Source organism: Paenibacillus sp. FSL L8-0494 (assembly GCF_038003695.1).
GTDB lineage: Bacteria > Bacillota > Bacilli > Paenibacillales > Paenibacillaceae > Paenibacillus_AQ > Paenibacillus_AQ odorifer.
This window is the reverse complement of record NZ_JBBOPQ010000001.1, coordinates 6,795,729-6,815,219: the sequence shown is the minus strand read 5'-3', so window position 1 is coordinate 6,815,219 and position 19,491 is coordinate 6,795,729. Positions and strand designations below refer to the sequence as shown.

Annotated in this window: 13 protein-coding genes; 4 read left to right on the top strand and 9 right to left on the bottom strand. The window is 43.4% G+C overall.

Annotation, left to right across the window (positions count from 1 at the left end):
* Positions 1–67 precede the first annotated feature (67 nt).
* From NYE35_RS30700 to NYE35_RS30680, 5 genes are read right to left on the bottom strand one after another with little or no spacing between them, the layout of a single operon-like run.
* Positions 68–2,623 carry an FtsX-like permease family protein gene (locus NYE35_RS30700; RefSeq protein ID WP_051491238.1) on the bottom strand — a complete coding sequence of 852 codons (2,556 nt, stop codon included), beginning with the start codon at positions 2,621–2,623 and terminating at the stop codon, positions 68–70.
* A gap of 7 nt (positions 2,624–2,630) precedes the next feature.
* Positions 2,631–3,344 (bottom strand): ABC transporter ATP-binding protein, encoded by a 714-nt coding sequence (locus NYE35_RS30695; protein WP_036682398.1) that lies wholly within the window; start codon positions 3,342–3,344, stop codon positions 2,631–2,633.
* Positions 3,304–4,536, bottom strand: coding sequence for a hypothetical protein (locus NYE35_RS30690; protein WP_052097394.1), 1,233 nt, complete (start codon positions 4,534–4,536; stop codon positions 3,304–3,306). Before NYE35_RS30690 ends, NYE35_RS30695 begins: the two co-directional genes overlap by 41 nt.
* Before the next feature lie 18 nt (positions 4,537–4,554).
* Positions 4,555–6,015 carry a radical SAM/SPASM domain-containing protein gene (locus NYE35_RS30685; RefSeq protein ID WP_036682397.1) on the bottom strand — a complete coding sequence of 487 codons (1,461 nt, stop codon included), beginning with the start codon at positions 6,013–6,015 and terminating at the stop codon, positions 4,555–4,557.
* Complete coding sequence (locus NYE35_RS30680; RefSeq protein WP_076143916.1) at positions 6,012–7,409, bottom strand: radical SAM/SPASM domain-containing protein; 1,398 nt, start codon at positions 7,407–7,409, stop codon at positions 6,012–6,014. Before NYE35_RS30680 ends, NYE35_RS30685 begins: the two co-directional genes overlap by 4 nt.
* Positions 7,410–8,082: 673 nt before the next feature.
* Here NYE35_RS30680 and NYE35_RS30675 point away from each other — a divergent pair.
* The 4 genes from NYE35_RS30675 to NYE35_RS30660 all read left to right on the top strand — a co-directional run bounded on the left by NYE35_RS30675 (position 8,083) and on the right by NYE35_RS30660 (position 11,258).
* Entirely contained in the window at positions 8,083–9,018 is a 936-nt protein-coding gene (locus NYE35_RS30675; RefSeq protein WP_038573913.1) for a LytTR family transcriptional regulator DNA-binding domain-containing protein, read from the top strand.
* A 104-nt stretch (positions 9,019–9,122) separates the two neighbouring features.
* The gene (locus NYE35_RS30670) at positions 9,123–9,968 is read left to right on the top strand and encodes an ABC transporter ATP-binding protein (protein WP_038573911.1); all 846 of its coding nucleotides are present in this window, start codon (positions 9,123–9,125) and stop codon (positions 9,966–9,968) included.
* Positions 9,965–10,675 carry an ABC transporter permease gene (locus tag NYE35_RS30665; protein ID WP_038573909.1) on the top strand — a complete coding sequence of 237 codons (711 nt, stop codon included), beginning with the start codon at positions 9,965–9,967 and terminating at the stop codon, positions 10,673–10,675. Before NYE35_RS30670 ends, NYE35_RS30665 begins: the two co-directional genes overlap by 4 nt.
* 202 nt (positions 10,676–10,877) lie before the next feature.
* Positions 10,878–11,258, top strand: coding sequence for a FlxA-like family protein (locus NYE35_RS30660; protein ID WP_038573907.1), 381 nt, complete (start codon positions 10,878–10,880; stop codon positions 11,256–11,258).
* 187 nt (positions 11,259–11,445) lie between these two features.
* On the opposite strand, the gene NYE35_RS30655 is transcribed toward NYE35_RS30660, so the two are convergent.
* The 4 genes from NYE35_RS30655 to NYE35_RS30640 all read right to left on the bottom strand — a co-directional run bounded on the left by NYE35_RS30655 (position 11,446) and on the right by NYE35_RS30640 (position 19,486).
* On the bottom strand, positions 11,446–14,067 hold the full coding sequence (locus tag NYE35_RS30655; protein ID WP_076099765.1) for a family 16 glycosylhydrolase: 2,622 nt from the start codon (positions 14,065–14,067) through the stop codon (positions 11,446–11,448).
* 136 nt (positions 14,068–14,203) lie between these two features.
* Positions 14,204–15,775 (bottom strand): response regulator transcription factor, encoded by a 1,572-nt coding sequence (locus tag NYE35_RS30650; RefSeq protein ID WP_076132881.1) that lies wholly within the window; start codon positions 15,773–15,775, stop codon positions 14,204–14,206.
* Positions 15,776–15,778: 3 nt separating this feature from the next.
* Entirely contained in the window at positions 15,779–17,617 is a 1,839-nt protein-coding gene (locus tag NYE35_RS30645) for a sensor histidine kinase (protein ID WP_341122393.1), read from the bottom strand.
* A gap of 147 nt (positions 17,618–17,764) precedes the next feature.
* On the bottom strand, positions 17,765–19,486 hold the full coding sequence (locus tag NYE35_RS30640; protein WP_143758639.1) for an extracellular solute-binding protein: 1,722 nt from the start codon (positions 19,484–19,486) through the stop codon (positions 17,765–17,767).
* Between the last annotated feature and the right edge of the window lie 5 nt (positions 19,487–19,491).

Here is a 19,491-nt window from a genome sequence, read left to right as displayed (position 1 = left end):
ATCCCTCTCTGCGTAATAGAGAGGGACAGTAACTATTTAAGTACCAATTCATTAGAGCCTTATTAGATCATAACTGGTTGGTCTGTAAGAGCTGCGTAGGTTTAGTAAGCAGAGCAGGCCTCGCCGCTATCCAAGCCACTGAGAGTGTGGTTATAACACATAGGCCAATCCCATAAATCACCCATTTAACATCAACCAGGACAGGTAACTTGAACATAAGTTTTAGAGCTACAGTCGTTAACAACAAAGCTATCCCTGTACCAGCAGTTCCTGAGACTAAAGATAAAACAAAGTTCTCTAACAAGATTGACCGTAATGTCTTACCATTGGATACTCCCACTGCTTTGATGATTGCAATTTCTCTGCGTTTTCTTAAAAGGCTTATCACAATTTGATTCCCGATGGTAAGTATCGCTGTAATGAAGGCAAATAAAGTCACTATAGAGAAGAATACACTTATCATACGTATCATTGAATTTAAGCTTTCGGAGGCTGTACTTGATACTGAATACGCCATAGCGGATGCTGGAAGTACACCGTTTAATTCAGAGAGTAAACCCGTAGTCAGGGTCCCTCCGTCAATAGAAAACATTACCCGGTTAGGCGCCCCATATTTAGACAATATATCTTTAGTTGTTCTCATACCTACTGTTTTTACGAACCCTGATTCAAAAAAGCCAACAATTTTGAAAGGAATCTTCTTTTCTCCCATTGTAACTTCAACTGTATCGCCTGTCTTAATTCCCAACTGTTGATAATCTTCCAATAATAATGCGGTCTTGTGCGATGAATCATCTTCTATAAGGTCACGTCCACCAATAATGGAATAGGACCTTGATGCAAGTGAAGGGTCAACACCTTCAATGCTCAATTTATTGGAAGCGAAGAACTTATTCCCGTCTGACTTTTGCTGAAAAAGAGAAGTTGCTTCACTTCCGTTAATTGAACTTAAAAGACCGTTCATCTGGACACCCTCTGTCCACTTTTTAATATCGAGAGATTGAAAAGCTTCCTTGACTGCTTCAGACTCTACTAAGGAGCTTGTGATGAGTAGATTTCCTTTGGCCTCGGTCTCTAACTGTTGACTGACAGACTGAGTTAAGTTATCAGCGAAAAGTTCGCTTGATACTGCTGATGCAACACCAACACTCAAGATAAGAGCCAATAGTCCGTATCGTTTTCTTCCAGATGATAAATTATGAAAAGGGATAAACCAACGAGGAGAGATGAGTTTCCTCATGCTTCCAACCACTCTGAAAATGAAAGAGAAAGCAGAAGAACATACCTTCACAAATATACTTACCAATATAATAATCAGTAGAATCCCTAAAAAAGATAGAACGACTCTAGAACTAATGGATTCGGTTGAACCCAGAAAAAGTGTTTTTTGTAAGTAGAATGCTACAACTAGCGAAATCAGTAATAATAAGAGTCCTCTTTTCCAAAAGCGTACCCGATAAGAAGGGATCTGATGGTTTCCTTCAAGCAATAGCTGCATAGGAGAGACGATGAGCATTCCTTTTAGAGGAATCCATGTTGATATCAGTGCCATTAGCATTCCTACTGCGAAGGTAACAATTGTGACTTTCCATGAAAACTCCCAAGACAACGGTATAGCTAACATTTTGCCTACGTAAGAAGTTAACCAAGTACTCACTAGAAGACCTGTTACTATTCCAGTAATAGTTCCTATCGTCCCGATAAGAATACCTTCTGTTAAAAAGGTACCGGCAACTGAGCGAGAGCGTACACCTATTGCCTTCATAACTGCAATATCGCGCATTCTAGTGCTCATTGCCTGCTTCATTGTATTTGAAACTGTCAAAGCGCTGATTCCCAGTGCAAGCAGACTGAACAATTGTAAAAGTAAAAGAAGGGTCTTGGCTTGAGCCAAGCTTTCGTCTGTCCGCTCTTTCGTGTCCGTTAGTGTAGCACTTGGCAGATGCTTCTCAAGTTCTGCTTGCCAAGAAGTCTTTGGTGTGCCCGCTTTCCAATGGATAAGAATTTCATTTGTGCTTCCGGCTGGAGCGTTTAGCAGATTAGCTGCTTCATTCAACGGAAGATAAGCAGCTCCAAAAATATCCGCATCTCCGTAAGACTCTTGAACATTAAGTACTAATCCTTTTACCTTGTACTCATGCAGACTTCCATCAGACGCGCTCGGCAACCAAATTTTTTCTCCAACCTTTACCTGTAGGCGATCTGCTGCATTATCAGCAAGAAGGACCTCATTTGCTTGAAGTGAACGGATGCCAGGATATTGATTTTCCCCATAATAAGGGTAAGTCTTCGTATCAATTCCCTTCAAGATCACGCTTGTTGTTTTATTTTTGGATTGCACCATGCTCTGTCCGACATATGAAGATGAATGGCTGTCGATTTCTCCCATGTCTTGGAATATATCATTCACTATATTGCTCTGTAGTGGCTTAAGGTAGGACTGGACTAATACATCCCCACCTAATAGCAGTTTGGCAGAATTCTCAATAGAACGTGGCGCCAATTCAGATAATAGGAACATACTAAAGAAACTTGCACTTCCAATAATGAGAGACAATATAGTGAAAATTGTTCTTAATTTGTTACGTAATAAACTTCTCCCGGCAGAGCTCAGCCATATCATCAGATATTCACCTTCCTTTACTCAGACAAGGATCCTCAGTTTCAACCCTTCCATCTCTAATGTAAATCACTCGGTCGGATTTTGAAGCAACCTCTGGATCATGGGTAGCAATAATGAAGGTCATTCTCATTTGCTGTTTTAAGCGGAAGATAAGGTCAAGAACTTTCTGTCCGGAATCACGATCTAAATTGCCGGTTGGCTCGTCAGCAATGACTAGAGAGGGCTTATTAATCAGAGCTCTTGCAATAGCGACACGTTGCTGTTGTCCGCCGGATAGTTGATTAGGCAGGTGCTTCATCCGATCGCCCATCCCCACAAGCTTCAACATTTCTTCTGCTTTTTTACGTATTTCACTATGTCGGGTGCCTTTGATGCAGAACATGGGAAGCATTACATTTTCAAGAGCGGTCATTGTAGAGATTAGATTGAAGGATTGAAAAACAAACCCAATTTTTTGTGCGCGATAATCAGAAAGTTTTTCTTCAGATAAAGATTCGATTGACTTACCCTCAAGTGCGATTTTCCCTGTACTAGGCTTATCTAGGGATCCCATAATCCCAAGCAGGGTTGATTTTCCGCTGCCGCTGGGTCCCATAATGCTTACAATCTCACTTTTGTAAAACTTCAGATTTATTCCCTTAAGAACAGATATTATGCCGGCTTCGGATTCGTACTCTTTGTTAAGATTTTGGATGGCCAGAATCGGTTGTTCTACAATCAACTGAATTTTCCTTCTTTCTGTTAATTTTTTTAATAAGTAATATGGTGAAATGAAGAATTAATATCACAATCACTATCAAAAGGCCTTTGAAGTTTGTCCAGTTCCAAGAATGAAAGAGGGAAGTAAATGAAAAAATAAAACGTAACATATACATTAAAGCAATGCTGAAAACAATTAAGTATAAAGAGGAATACGCTAAAAACACTTTCTTGTAAGTACTGCTCATATTGATAATATTTAATCTAAATTTCTCGCGGAAAAGTCGTTTCCTACATACATATCCCAATAATCCTTGTTTTACCAATGTAAAAGTTCTAGTATGCAGGTTGGGAATTCCGAGGATATCTGTAAGTACCCAGAAACCATCAAGACGTAATAATGGATTTAGATTGCTAATAATGGAAAGCAAAATAAAATGGTTGGCAGTAAATAGTATATTGCTCCCTGTTATTATAGATGATAATTCATATATAATAAATATCCATAATTGAAAATATATACCTCCAAGGTCGATCACTACTCGCTCTTTTCTACTTGCTTTCCAAGCATCACTCAAATCCACGAAAAGAACAGGGGCTAAAAAAAACAATCCGATCCCCATATCTCTTGGTTTAACATTATATTTAAAAGCCGCCACTGTATGCCCAAATTCATGGAATATAGCCGAAAACAAAATCATGAAAAAAGTAATAATCCAAAAAAGATAAGAACCTAAATCTGCTTTATTTGCAGAAAGACTTAAATTTATTATGTAGTTGTAGAGGGCAATACTCATAAGAACTCCAAAAATACAAATACCTTTTAAAGAAAAAAGATGCTGAAAGGGTTGGGAACAGCCTTCCAGTCGGCTTGCATTTAATAGTGGAGTACGAAAACGGATGGCCGAGGAATGTTCTGCTATTTTTTCGCTCCCTACAACGATACCCTTCTCAGTTAGAAGATGTTCTAATAAATATTGTAGCTCTTCTAAGCGTGGGGCAACTTCATATTTCTCTAATAATTGCTCAGAAATCTCTAAAAGCGACTTTTTTCCGTCCATACAGTTAAAAATGGTTAAAATCTTTTCTGTTACTTTCATTTGTAGACCATTGTCAAAGTGAACTAAATAGCGAGCCCCCTCTTCCCAAACATCCATTTCATGGATAATATAGGGTATCAATTGGGGATATTTTGTTGCTGCTATCGCATTCATAATTATCCCCCTCTTTCTTTAGACGGTACCCAATTCTTCGAAAAGGTGTTTATTATGTTTGATATAAACATCTATTGTTTCATTGGCATAATTACAATAGGGCTTTGTAATATCTCCATTCCTCATTAAATTGGCATAAGCACAACCACCACCACAAAAGAGAGAGATAGAGCATTCCGTGCATTCCTTGGAATCTGTAATTCCCCGGTCCCATTGCTGATGAGCTTCAGAATTCAGCTCATATTTTGGGAAAAATGATCCAACGGCGGTCTCTGCACGGCCTACAGAGTCGGGACAGGCATAGATAAGTCCTTCTGTCCCAAATGAATAGAAACGTTGTTCGCGCGCGCTGCATTCTTTAAAATGTGGAACACTAGTGACCCCCGAGGAAGTACAAGCATCCATATCGTCCATCCTGCTCCAATCAAAAGATCGGATCGTGTTTCTAATTCGTGAGGTGCGCATGTTTATCACTGATCCCAGTCTTGCGTTGTATTTATCAATAAAAGAATCCAAGTCGCCGAACATTTCATATAGGGCTATCAACAGTTCATGTTCAGGTAAGTGGTCGGGCATTGGTTCACTGAAGTGATTAGTAACAGGCGTGACTTGCCAACCAAAGTGGGGGAACTTATTCCAGCCCTTTTGTTCAATGAAATTAGCCAGTTCGACCAGATGACCCAGATTTTCTTTGTTAACATTTGTCCTAGTAGCAACGGCAAAGCCTCGTTCCAGGGCCATATCAATATTTTGGACTATACGATCAAATGTTCCTTGTCCACCAGCCATGATACGCCGTTTATCGTGAACAGCTTTGGGGCCGTCAAGTGAAATTTGAAAGAAATCCCATTGGTCACGGTAAGGTTGAAAAATATCTAAAAATTGATGCAAGAATGTCCCGTTAGTAATAGCGCACATACGGAAACCATATTCATTAACAGCACGTTCTACCACTTCTTTAACTGTATTTTTAGTCTGCGGAAGAAGTGGTTCTCCTCCATATAAAACCATACGATGTTGTGCTCCTATGAAGCGGCCACGATTTTCTTCCATTTTAATAATTTGAGTAATAGCTTCGAACATTTTGGTTATTTCATCTGAGTCTAATGCATGATTATGGTCATGAATTTGATGGCCTTGATAGCAATAGGGGCACCTTAGATTACAAGCATATGTTGTACAAACATTGAAGGTCATACCCCATTTACTCTTTGCCGTCATTTTTTCCATTGCATCTTTAACTTTAAAAAGTATTTGTTGTTCTTCTGCAAGGCTATGAAAGATATACCCTCTTTTTTTGAAAAAAGTAAGTAGTTCAACCTCATCTTGATTATCTCGTTGCAGATTAGTCTGTTCAATCCGATCTAGCCGTTCCTTTACTAGACCATCCACTACATCTACTGCTCCACTAAGAGAATTAATCAAGATATAATTCCCATTGTTAATAGGATGAATAGAATTATATGTGCTTTTGATCATGATTTAACCTCCTCGTATTGTGCAGCTTCCTCCTGCAATTCGTGTAGATATTGACCAAGCATGTTCTTTGCATCCGGACAACAAGGAAGGTCCAGATCTCCGTATGTTGATAAAGCTTGTGCAGCGCAGCCGCCGCCGCAAATCATTGCTGCAGAGCAGTCTTTGCATTTGGGTATTTGTAGAACATTAAAATTTCTCCATTGGTCAAAAACGGGTTCCTTCGTAAAAACAGGGGAGAACTGGCCGATGCGATATTCTGATTTTCCCACTAAATCCGGACATGCATACATATTATTATCAGGTCCAAAAGCATAGGTTTTTCCTTCAGTAGCCTCACAGTAGACAAGTTGTGGCGAAATAATCCCAACTCTATCTTGTAATTCAGGATCAAGTAACATGCCTGTCCGGAAGAAACGGAACATTTCAGGACTAAGGCCGATCTTCTTTTGTTTTTCAAGTTCTGTAAAGTTAGGGACGTGTCGGATTAAAGACTTTGCAATCTCATAACCTTTCATCAAAGTAGAACTCAGACCTAGACAAGTATGATCTGTTACAGGAGCAAAGGTTATTGAGAAGGAAGGATGCCCGAAGAAGCCGCATTGATGATAGTACTTTATTAACTCAGGTACAGTTTTAATATTAGTTTGATCTATATTAATCCGGATCATAACAGGGATGTTACGGTTTAATAATTCATTAACGCCTTGGTGTATCCGTTGAAATGTACCCTGTCCTCCAGATAAAAAGCGCCGACTATCATGTATTTCCTCAGGGCCATCGACAGAAACCATAACACTTAAACAATCGCGAAAGCGTTCTAAAATGTCGGCGTAAGCTTTCAAGTGATAACCATTTGTATTACAACCGATTATAAAATTTCGTTTTTCCGCTTCTTCGCAGATTTTTTCTACCATGTTCTTGGCGGGAGGTAAGAGGGGCTCACCTCCGAATAGGTTAATTAATCCTTTGTCCATTTCGCTTTCTTTATGCAGAATATCAATTGCGGAAAACGCATGCTCTATTTGTTCTTCGGTAATGAAGCGTGTACTCTCATGAAGCAAATGATCTTCAAAGCAATATGTACAACGAAAATTGCAGGCATAAGTCGGACAAATAATATAATGCATGAATTGATCATAATTCATGATTTGTGATGCTTGGTTTAATCGTCGCTCCTTATCTTCATTATTCTCAAAAATGTAGCCTCTCCTCAATAAGAACTCGATATCGTCTTCTTTAAGCTCAGGCGGGTAATTAGATAGTTCCCAACTCTCTGCTGAATCCAGTAAATCAAGCATTTCTGCAGAGAAAAAATCTACAGCACCTGTCAAAGTATTGATAACAAGGTTTTTTTCATCAAACTCATATCTTAAATGGTATTTATTTACTATCATGATATTTTCACCTCTATACAATTTTGGAATTATTAAAAAATATTGTTTAATTGTATAATTTATTGTGAATCACTTATATTGGGTATTAAAGAATTATTCGTAAAAAAAAGCCGCAGAGAACGGCTTTTTTCATCGACTCAAATTTGGAAACAACAATTCCAGCAACAAAGATTAATGCAGGCCATTTCGTCACGATTTTCCAATGTTTCTACCTGATCAAATAATTCTGTCCATAGATCCTTGTCGTCGTTCACGGAGCGAGTTTTGAATTGATTTTCACTCGACATATGTAAACCTCCTTTATATTATTTTTATCTAGAAGAAAGATGCTTTTAGATAAAATTGTTAACCCAAACCTAATGACATCCATTGATTCTTTAGATACCCTAATAACCCATTTATTTACAATGTTATTCTATAATTTTAAATCTACTTATTATGTGAATTTAGTCACAAAATCAAAACTCTTCCAAAATTTTCGAAATAAATGTATTAAATCTCAGTGAGGAATTTAAGTTGAGGGAATTCCTGCTCACTAGAGATGCGGTAAACTAGATGCCTTGACTACTAATATTTGCATTAAATATTACCTAAATCGTATTTATCGAGGAGGAAATAACAGGAACAAAATTGAAAAAGTATACCCTATAGCAGCACTGACCGGGAGGATGGCATGCAATTTCAACCAATTTATTATAATGGGGAATTATTTCTACCGAAGATCGAATTAAATATGACACCGAACCAATCGGTTGGCATCATAACGGACTTGAAGCGAAAGCAGCTTTTAATGAATCAATTAGGGGATCATTCCCAATATTATTTATTTCGGGCTGGGCAAAACGAGTATATGCGTTTAACGGTGGAGGAACTAATCACTTTTCTAATCAGAGTAACAGAGAGGAATGAGCGTACCGCTTCGTTGATAGATTATTTTGCTTTAAAAGAAGAACGGAAGGTAAAGATCAAGGATCTAAGCTCATCGAAAAGGATGTATGTGACATTGCTGCGTGTCTTTTTTGCGCATCAGCCTACACTTGTACTGGAGGAACCCTATTTTTACTTGGAAGAGCAAGATTGTCGTCAACTCAAACGGATTCTGGATGATCTTTCTCAAGAAAAGCAGATTTTAATTTTAACTTCGAATTTAGAGGATGCCCTTATTTCCTGTGATGCCATTTATCGGTTGAACGAATCGGGATTTCATCCATTGGATATTCGGGACTTCGACGAGGATAAGCAGGAAGTACAGAAACAAGACGAGGCCAATATAACCTTGCAGAAGATCTCTACCAAAAGAAATGATAAAGTGATTTTATTTAATCCGCCTGAAATTGATTTTATAGAAAGTGTAGAGGGGTCAATCCTTGTTCATGTGGGCGGTGAAAATTATGACTGTGCGTTGACGCTGACCGAGCTCGAGCAGCGATTATTAAATTTCGGTTTTTTTAGGTGTCACCGATCTTACATTGTTAATCTGCAAAAAGTAAGAGAGATTATTACATGGACGAAAAATAGCTACAGCTTGCGATTAAATACAGGTCAAGATGCCGTGGTTCCGTTATCCCGTTCAAAATTGCCTGAATTAAAAGCACTTCTTAACATTTAAATGGTACCATTCAGGCGCTTACAGCTACATTTCGGCGCGTTTTGATGGCAGGAAGCATGTAATCTGTATATGTTTAAGCCATCAACACTAAGGATGTGGAGTTAATGAATGTTATCCGGGTAGAACGTATCCATAAGAGATTTGGAGAAAAGGATGCGTTAGCAGATGTTTCTTTTTCAATTCCTAAGGGTGAAATTTTTGGTTTCCTTGGCCCGAGTGGCTCAGGCAAAACAACATTAATTAAGATTCTAACGGCACAGTTAAATCCGACAAGTGGACAGGCAAGTGTATTTGACCAGCCGGCGGAGATGATGCAGCAGTCTGCTCAGAAGATGCGTTTTGGCATTTTGACGGATAACAGTGGTCTATATGAGAGGTTAAGTATTGAGGAAAATCTGGAGTTGTATCGTAAGTTATATGATCTTCCCAAATCTGCGGTCGACAAGGTGCTGCAGTTTGTAAACTTAAGCGGGGAGCGCAAAAAGAAAGCTAACCTCTTATCCAAAGGGATGCGTCAGCGTGTCATGCTGGCATGCGCGATTATCCATGAGCCGGAATTATTATTCCTGGATGAACCAACTTCGGCTCTAGATCCGGTAAACACAGCACATATCTATAAAGGCTTACGCTACTTAAATGAGAAAGGAACTACGATTTTTCTGACTACGCATGATATGTCTGAAGCAGAATTGATATGCAACCGTGTAGCGATTCTGTATCAGGGTCAAATCCAAACCATCGGTTCACCGAAGGAACTTAAACGGCAGCACCGGGAGAACGTAATTAGTGTGGACTTAATCAATGGGGAAACCTACGAGCTCCCGATCGATGAGGGGGCGGCTGACCAAATCGCGGATTGGATGAAGCGGGGGCTAATTGACCGGTTAGAAACGAAAGAGCCAAGTCTAGGTGATATTTTTATTAAAATGACAGGAAGTGAGCTACTATGAGTATCTCATACAAACGTGCCCGGGCGATATTTGTGAAGGATTACAAAGAGTTTTCACGTAACTACGCGCTGTCCATTATGCTGATTTTTCCTATTATTATCGCTCTGATTTTCAAGAGGGCAGGTGCGTCTTTACCTGGAGCCAGCGGTTTTCTTTTTAATAGTTCGTTTGTATTGCTAACATGTTTCGCACAAGCCTGCTTGATTGCGGAAGAGAAGGAACGTAACACTTTACGGTCATTAATGATGACACCGGCTACGACCATGGATGTACTAATCGGTAAAAGCAGTTTGGTCTTTGTCATGTCTGCTGTTGTTCTCGCTATTTCTACATTATTATTTGGCTATGAGCCAGCTAATATATGGGCATTTGTGGCAGTAATCATTCTTTCGATTATTCTGTACACTGCAGCCGGGACGATCTGCGGTTTATTCTCCAAGACGTTGCTTGAATCCTCATTATCTATACTCCCTGTGGCGTTCATATTTATGGGGGCACCGTGGGGAGAAGTACTAGTGAAGGATTATCCGGTCTTCAAAGTGCTGGATTACATGCCAAGCAGTCAGCTTGTGCATCTGCTGGGTCTAAGCAATACAGGTTATACGACGGGCGATGTAGTGAAACCACTCCTCATTAATTTGGCATGGACGGTTGTGCTAACAGTAGTGTCTGTCATTTTATATCAGCGGCGGTTGAAGGACGAGTAAGGGAGCTCTGAAGGGACTTTAGCCAGCCTTCGGTGGGTCTTTGGTAGGGTTGAAACAAGCGGCCGACTGAGACTATACGACGATTATTTTCCAATTGAGGCTGTGATGTTGTCATGACGGGGCCTGCCGGGTAATAAAGATGATTAGAACTTTCAAATTTGGCTGATTTTGGATTGGGAGCCAAGGAAACGGGGGAAAGATCATGGCGGCACAGACAGTATCAGGCATCAGCTCCGTACAGACCATTGCGGCCTACGGCGGTACACAGAGTGATGTCAGTTCTCTGGAGAAACAGCGAAACCGGCTGATGATGGAACTGGATAAAGTGAATGCGGCACAAGGAAGTGAGATGCAAACTCCTTATCGCAGGGAGCAGCTGCAGCGGCAAATCCGGCTGCTGGAGTCCCAACTGGTACAGAAAAGCGGGAGCAGTACCTCCGTAAATTTTGTGCCTGCTTCTCCGCTTCAAGATCACCTCCCCCTTTGGGGAAATGAAGGAAAGGGAGGCCTCAAGGGCATCGGCCTGACTGATCCCCGGACGGCGACGGTGGACGCGGAGGGTCATTTCGACGCGTTAATTTAGGCAAGCGAGCGAAGGTGCGGAAAGCGTCAGGTGATAAACTGACACTCCATAATCATGAGGCTAGCTAGCCGAGCTTCCCCCGAGAAGACCCGCAGCACGGTAAAAACAACAAAATAGGCGAGAGGGAAGCTTCAACACTTCCTCCTCGCCTATTTGTGTTCATGCAGTTGCTTAGGGTTCAACTATTTTATTCTGGTGTTCCTTGGGTTACCCCATGGATATACGAGAGCGTCGGGGAATCGACGGCCCCTTGTCCCGGATTATAGGTGAAGGAGTACTCGATGGTATCCCCGTGTTGCAGGTGATTTACAGGGTAGGTATAGCTACCGTTCCCTGCCGGGGTCATGGCTACGTTTAGCTGCCCACCGTTATTCAACTTATAGTGTAAGTCGGCAAAGGTTGCGCCGTTCACATAGAACAGCAGGTCGTCACCTATTTTCTTCAGGCCCCGCACCTCATCGCCGACGATGATAACACCGGATGATGCTGCCGGTACAACAGTGATGGTGGAGAGGGCTGTTTTATTACCGTCGGCTGTTGTAGCCGTTACGGTTGTTGTGCCTGGAGTGAGTCCCGTCACGAGACCGTTCGGATTCACGGAAGCGACGTTGGTACCTGATACGGTCCAAGTGACCTGCTTATTGGTTGCATTAGACGGGGCAACATTGGCGTTCAACTGCACAGTCTGTCCGACCTCCACCTGCGCAGTGGTTTGATTCAGAGAAATACCGGTAACCGGCACGTTTACCGGATTCTCGCTGTTGCCTTCTTTATAGACACGAACATAATCCACTTGCATTGTTGCAGGAATATCCGACGGATCTGGGGTATGACCGCTGTCGAAGTGCCCGCCGATCGCCAGATTCATAATGATGTAGAAGGGTTGATCGAATGGGGCGTTCGGATTGTTAGGTGCAGCTACGGAATACCATTGATCTCTACTGACTTTAAAGAAGAACTTGCCGTCCACATACCATTTCATATTATCTTCTTCCCAGATCATGGAGTACACATGATAATCATTGGCGAAGGTCTGACCTTCAGGGAAGTGATATTCACCAGCAATATATCTGTTTACAGGCCATTGTCCGCCAAAGTGTATGGCCCCGCTGGTCGTGCCGGGCAAGCGTCCTTTGGCTTCCATAATATCAATTTCCCCGGATGCGGCCCACGCTCCATAAGCGGCATCTTCCGGAAGCATCCAAAGTGCTGGCCAAACGCCGTTACCTGTAGGCAGCTTAGCACGAATATCTACTCTGCCGTACTGGAAGGACAGCTGATCTTTGGTGTTAATCTTGCCGGATGAGTACTGGGCATACCGGCTTGGGTCCTGTGGAAAGGATTTTGAATCGTTCAAAGCTCTGATATTCAGCTTTCCGTCCTGTACAAATACATTTTGTGTACTGTCTGTATAGTGCTGCAGTTCCGCGTTGCCCCAGCCCCAGCTATTCGGATCGTCAGTAATATAATAACCTTGTTCGTAGCTCCATTTGCTCGTATCGAGTGCTGTTCCGTTAAATTCATCCTGCCAAATGAGATTCATGCCCTCTATCGCCGGGTCGTTTGGTGTTCCGATGGCAATGTCATCATGATCGGATACATCCGGACGTGGGGCATCTGGATTACCAATAAAGGTATAGTTGACGTAATTGTTGCCGACACTTCCGCCCGCCTGTCCATTTAATGGATAGCCAATACGGATTTGCACATCCTCTTGGACAGGCTGGAACCAAAGCCCATAGATGTAGTCAGCCCAATATCCCCACTGGTTGGCATCGGACATGTTGTTATAGCCATTGCCGGCGTATACAAATCCGCTCTGGCTGGAATCACTCATAGCAACCCATTGTCCGTTGATGTTAATTTGGTATACGTAATTTCCTAGTTCAGTGCCTATTGGAGCGCCCCCATCAATCTTAGGTAGCGGTACACCTATTACACCTTTTGCATCTGCGGTAAAGGTCGTTCCCTCATAAGGAGTTAAGACATATGAATTTCTTACAGGTTTATTAAAGGTGAGGGTATAAACGACGTTAGCCGTTGAGGTTTTCGATTCTAACTTGACGTTGATAGACTCTGTTACGGTGAACCAGTAGCCACCGCCGCCTTCGGTGAATTGTCCGAAGTTGTTATCATAGATCCAGCCGCTGGCTGCATTATTGTCAATATCAATCCATGTACTGCTGCTTACAGGTTTTACATATACCTTCAGATCTTCAGCTACGGCTTCATAGGTAACGGCCGGATCATTGTTGAAGGTAGGATAAGTAAAGCCTGCACTTCCTGTAAATCCTGCTGAAATCTGCGGCCCTTGTGTAGGGGCCATAGCAGTAATGGTCGTTTTGTTTATGTTTTGAAATACCAGGGTGTAATCAAGTGTAACTCCATTAGCCTTGGAGAACAGCTGAATCTCCGTTGTTGCGGAGAGAGTGAACCAATAGCCATTCAAGCCACCGTCGCTCCAGTGTCCCCAGTTTTGGTTGTAGGTATAGCCGCCTGCATGGTCAATATCCACCCAGTTTCCAGCAACTTTTACTTTTACACCGACGTCATCGGAAACATCATTCCAGGTGGCAGAGCCCCCATTGAATGTGGGCATGACGAAACCATAGCTAGCTTGCCCAACCCCTGATTTTGAGATGACAGGACCGTCTGCCGCTGAAAAGTAAGACATAGAGGTAACTGTGGTTCCTGCTGCCTGCACCTTAGAAGTCGGCAATAGACCAACCCCAGCCAACAGTACTACTGCTAAGAACAAACTAAATACCTTCTGCTTAAAACCACTTTCCGTATTGTAAAGTCGTTTCATACTTGCCCTCCTTTAATAAAATAATGAAGAAACGAAACCGCTTACATTTAGGGTCATCTCTATTCTATCGAATATAATAATCAGCTAAAAGGTACAATTATTTTTGTTATAACCCAATTTTTTGGCTTTTGATTATTTATAGCGCTGTGTCACGGAACTTTTCCTCGCTGTCGTGCTTCCGGCGCATCATTTGCCGGTATTCTGTGGGCTGCATGTCCATGACATCCCGAAATGATCGTGTAAAACTTTTGTAGCTTTCATACCCTACCATGGTGGCTACCTCTACAATTTTATGATCGGTTTCGGCCAGCAGCCGCCGGGCTTTATCCAGGCGCACATCGCGCAAGTATTCTGCAAAGCCTTTGCCGATATTTTTTTTGAACAGGTTAGAAAAATAGGCATAATTAAGCGACACGTGGTTCGATACCATCGCGAGATCCAGGGGTTTATGATAGCTTTCGTGTATAAAGCGTATGGCTTCATTCAAATCTTGCGAGTTGCGATAGCTGCACTTATATTCATAATAAAATTGGTTCAGCCGAAGCAGCTGTTGTTGCAGCGCCTGAATATAATCGCGAATACCCGGATAATCGAATAGATTACGTAAACATTCGATGTCCAGCGCTTCTTCCCCCATGTACGGGCGGATTACACGCACAGATTCCTCCAGCATCTGTACAATGGCACGGCATAGCTGCTGTGTGTATTGGATGTGATAACGTTGCAATGTATCTTTGTGAAATATCATAGAAATGCCTTGGGTGATTGTACCGCTGTTTTTGGTGCCGATTAACTGGAACAGGGCATATAACTCCTCATAGGGAAGCTCCCACTGCTGCTCCAGTCGCTCAATATGTGTTGGCAAGATGCAGCTCTTCTCTGGAAACAGGTAACTGTGGCGATAGAGCTCTAGCGCTTGTGTATAGCTGCGGGGCAACTCCTTCAATCCTTGCTGCGGGCTGGTCATGGCAGTAATGGCATCTATCTGTCCTGCTTTGAGGGCGGCCGGGAAGGCTCCCGTATCTACGGCTGCATCAACCGCGAGAATCAGGTACGGGCGGTGTTGCAGGCATATACACCCTCGTCTGCCATACACACGGTAGGCAAGGGATTCCATACTGTGGCTACTGTCGGCCCCCGGTTGGTTAATCCATAATTCCTCCCGCAGCAGACACAGGCGGTAATTACTCCACAACTCTGGATTCTGTTGCTGGGTCTGGAGAACCCACGCTTCATCAATCATTGCACCCTGCATGAACATACTCAGTTCTTTGCGGTCTGTCTCCCGGGCGCGGCGGGAGATATGCTCCATATTACGCGAGAGCGCCTGCCGTGTTTTTATCTCATTTGCTACATGTTCTACTGCGGTTTGCAGATCTTCACGTTTCACAGGTTTGAGCAGGTAGCCTTTTGCTCCAAGTTCGATGGCTTTTTGAGCATAGGCAAAATCACTATAGCCGCTAATAATCAGGTAATCTACCTCAATATGCTCCTGTTTGCTCTTCGCCATCAGCGTCAGTCCATCCATATCGGGCATCCTGATATCAGTAATCACCAGTTGGATGTTGTGCTGACTCAATATATCTAAGGCCTCAATTCCGTTTACTGCACAGTAAATATTGTCCAGCTGCAGCGGAAATTGACGCAGCATCGCCTGCAGCCCATCACGAATGTGCTTTTGATCGTCCACAATTAGAATATTGATCATGCCCTACCATCCTCCAAGATTCACATTTTCCCAAGGCAAACGTATGGTTACACAAGTATAGGCACCCTGCACACTGTCAATCCAAAGACCGCAGTTCTTACCATAATGAAGCTGTATGCGCTTATGCACGTTCTCCAAGCCCAGTCCGTTTTTGCTGGTAACAATCGGTGAATCTGAGTCGCCCCGCAGCACAGCCTGCAGACTGGACAGCATTTCCGGGTCAACACCTGCGCCATCATCTCGTATCTCAATTAGCAGAAGGCTTTCATTTTCTACCGATACGGTAATATGGATACGTACGCTGCCGCCCGAGGGCGCTGCATGATGAACGGCATTTTCGACGATGGGCTGCATGCACATTTTAGGAATTGTATAACGCAGTACCTCCTGCGGGAGATCCGCCGTCAACTCAATGCTGCCACCCTCCATAAAGTTTATGAATCGGACATAGCTGTGTATGTTGGCAAGTTCTTCGCTAAGCGCAACCGTATCGCTGCGCCATTGCATGCTGTATCGCAGTTGTGAGCCTAAAGACACCAACGCTTCGGCGATAGCGGGCTGTCGCTGAACCTCCGCGAGCATACGGATGGATTCCAGCGCGTTATATAAAAAGTGTGAATTGATCTGCGAATGCAGCGAGTGCAGCTGTGCATTTTTGGCAATCAGCTGCTTATCTACCACTTGGGTCATCAAATGTTTGATTTCGTCCAACATATTATTGTAGCTGACGGCCACCTCGTCGATTTCGTCACCGGTTTCGTTTTTATCCAGGCCGGTATCAATTTTCGCATCCAGTTGGCCTTGCCGCACCTTGCGCATAGAAGCCAGCACCCTGTCGAGCCGGCGGAAAATGCGCCGAGTGGTATGTGAAACGAGCAGTAACATTAGCAGCAATACACACAATGTGATCGCTACTACGAGCAAATACCAGCTTCGTGGGCCTTTCATCAGCGCTTGATGAGAGGCAATATCCACTACATAGGCGTTCAGTGGGGCGATGTAGCGATACAACGCGTAGTAAGTATGGTCGCCTACCTTGACCTTAATGGGGCTACTCTGCTGCAGCACATCCAGCCGCTGGTGAATGCTACCTAGAATGTTATCCAATTCCTCACCGGCATTTTGTGAAAAGATATGCTCAGGATTGTATACAGATCGGGAAGAGTCGGCTCCATCCATCACTACAGAAAAGAAATCCCCCCCGCTATCCTCAAGCAGGTCACTGAAAAAGACGCTATGCTGGGCGCGGATTTCCATAATGGTAGGGAGTTTCTGCTGTTGCCCCTGAAGGCGTACCAGCCGGTAATAGGATAGCGTATGCTCTCCATCTTTAAAAGCAAATAAGCGGTATGCCGCACCGCCTTCCTCCCGAAGTGTCACCCAGTAGTCCTTCGGCCAGAACTTGTCATAATGGTAGATTTCAGGCCAAATCTCAAATAGGTTTGGATTATCGACATAGAAACTTAGCTCGCTGATCATCTCGTAGCTTTGAATGATATTATGCATTTGCTCAAATTGAGTTTGTCTAAATTTTACGAGACGCAGGCCATCCCCGCGCATATTGGAGTGAATAAAATCTACAAATGCCTTTTGATTCAGCGCAGTAGAGGAAGCGTTCTCAATAATGCCCATTTTGCTGCGCAGTTGTTCGTTAATTCGTGAGACATGGCTGCTGCCGGTAGCCATAGCGTCCTTGTATAGCTGACTTTCCTGTGTGCGGATAAATAAAAAGGATACCACAATCGCAGGGATGGCAATCATCATGCTAAAAGCCAGAAACAACTTTTGGGAGATTCGGGAATTACGGTACAGCTTCCTCATTTTAGTCAGCAGATACTTCATTTAAGTAGCCTCCTACCCTTGTAATATACCATATATTACAAACTGCCCGGTAGGTAACTAGGCTGTTTTGTTAAATGGTTAAAGAAGCGAAAAAGGGAATACCGGCCACCCTTTCGGTGGCCGGCAGCAATCTTAATACGGGCATTATTACTCTGCCATTTTGGATTTTCGCACATCCAGTTCAGCCTGGCGGTATTCCATCACCTTGCCAAAGTTGTAATTCTCGCGGCGGTCAAGGAAATTGTCGAAGATTTTATCAAATTCAGCCTCATTTTTGGCCGTAATTAGCTCAGGGAGTACTTCCTCCCAATTTTGCGAAATACGGGACCAGGCTACCGACACATCAGAATCGCCCTGTGGATCTAAGCCCTTATAGATACCGCTATCAATATCGGCCTGCTTATTGGCGAAGTCTTCCATTTGCTTAATGACAGGAGATTTCTCCGGTCTCCACTGGTTGACGATTACAGGGTTTCGCATCATCCAATAGGTATCCATGATGCCGTATTCTTTCTCCAGCTTCTCAATATCAGTGTCGAGTAATTTTACCATTTCAGGCTTCAGTTGCGGCTTGCCATCTACCATCTCCCATGTTTCGCCTTCCTTGCCAAGGAACAAATCTCGTTGGCCTTCTTCGCTGGCCAGATAGGTCAAAAAGCGGATGGCTCGTTCAGGGTTTTCGGTTGATTTGCTAATCATCGTCACCATCCAGCCGTCCATGTTGCCAGGGAATAACTTAGGGTTATCGCCCTTGCTGTTCTTTGGCCCATCGACTGCGATGTAGTAAGAGTCCGGGTTGCCGCTAGCAGCCAGCATAGGATTGACAGCCGACATACCGGTCCACTCGCGGACCATCATGAAATAGCGGGCGTTGTTTGTTTTTTCCTCTACCTGAGTATCGGAATCCACCAGGAAATCCACATTAATCAACCCGCGCTCGTAAGCCGTACGGAAGGTTTTTAGCCAGGCAATATAATCGGGATCGGTAATGCGGTCGTATACTTTTCCGTCTTTCTCATGCGGAACGGCCAGTAGGTTCTGCAGATATTCGGTCATCCCGTAAGGGACGTTCCCTTGTGCAAAAAAGGGACTGATGGGCTGGCCTTTATATTGGGAGTACTTATCCTTTACCAGTTGCAGTGCGTTCAGAAAGCCCTCTGGAGTGCTAAGGTCCGGGCTGCCCATCTCCTCATACAGATCTTTCCGCACCAGGAAAGTCTGGTTAGCCGCCGTCATGCCAGTTTCATGCATCAGGTTGGGGCTATATGAATCATTCGGAACGCCATAGGTATTGCCATTTTCTTGACGATACCACTTCAGTGTACCGTCCCCGGCCACCTTGAAGAAGTAAGGGTCATACTTGTCAGCTAATTCATTTAAGGCGTAGACATGATCGCCTTCCCACAGCTTTTTGACAGCGGTTTCCCACGAACCCATTGATATCAAGTCTGGCAGCTTGCCCGAGGTCATCATCAGGGTAATATGTTCATTGGCTTCACCGGAAGGTACTTCAAGCTTGATGTTTACGCCTGTTTTTTCCGTTACGTACTTGGAGGTCAAGCTGTCTCCCCAAGTGTGGGCATACCAGTTAGCACCTACGAACCAGGTTAAATCAACAGGGCTGGTATCCAGCTTCCATGCCGGATCATCGGGATTGAGCTTTGCTTCACTCGGGGGCGGCTGTGTACTATCTGTAGGCTGTGGTGTCGGCTTATTTTCACTATTCGCTGAATTGGAACACGCGGCTATGCCTAGCATCAGGCTTGCGGCCAGAACGAGGGTCAACCCCGGCTTAATGAGATTACGTTTCATGACATAATCATCCTTTCTTTGCTGCTTCTGAATTTTTGAATACCAGTTTCTAGACACTCACA

Coding starts and splice junctions, on each gene's coding strand:
- NYE35_RS30700 (WP_051491238.1), bottom strand. CDS start 2,623: ATGATATGGCTGAGCTCTGCCGGGAGAAGTTTATTACGTAACAAATTA.
- NYE35_RS30690 (WP_052097394.1), bottom strand. CDS start 4,536: ATGAATGCGATAGCAGCAACAAAATATCCCCAATTGATACCCTATATT.
- NYE35_RS30685 (WP_036682397.1), bottom strand. CDS start 6,015: ATGATCAAAAGCACATATAATTCTATTCATCCTATTAACAATGGGAAT.
- NYE35_RS30680 (WP_076143916.1), bottom strand. CDS start 7,409: ATGATAGTAAATAAATACCATTTAAGATATGAGTTTGATGAAAAAAAC.
- NYE35_RS30675 (WP_038573913.1), top strand. CDS start 8,083: ATGCAATTTCAACCAATTTATTATAATGGGGAATTATTTCTACCGAAG.
- NYE35_RS30670 (WP_038573911.1), top strand. CDS start 9,123: ATGAATGTTATCCGGGTAGAACGTATCCATAAGAGATTTGGAGAAAAG.
- NYE35_RS30665 (WP_038573909.1), top strand. CDS start 9,965: ATGAGTATCTCATACAAACGTGCCCGGGCGATATTTGTGAAGGATTAC.
- NYE35_RS30660 (WP_038573907.1), top strand. CDS start 10,878: ATGGCGGCACAGACAGTATCAGGCATCAGCTCCGTACAGACCATTGCG.
- NYE35_RS30655 (WP_076099765.1), bottom strand. CDS start 14,067: ATGAAACGACTTTACAATACGGAAAGTGGTTTTAAGCAGAAGGTATTT.
- NYE35_RS30650 (WP_076132881.1), bottom strand. CDS start 15,775: ATGATCAATATTCTAATTGTGGACGATCAAAAGCACATTCGTGATGGG.
- NYE35_RS30645 (WP_341122393.1), bottom strand. CDS start 17,617: ATGAAGTATCTGCTGACTAAAATGAGGAAGCTGTACCGTAATTCCCGA.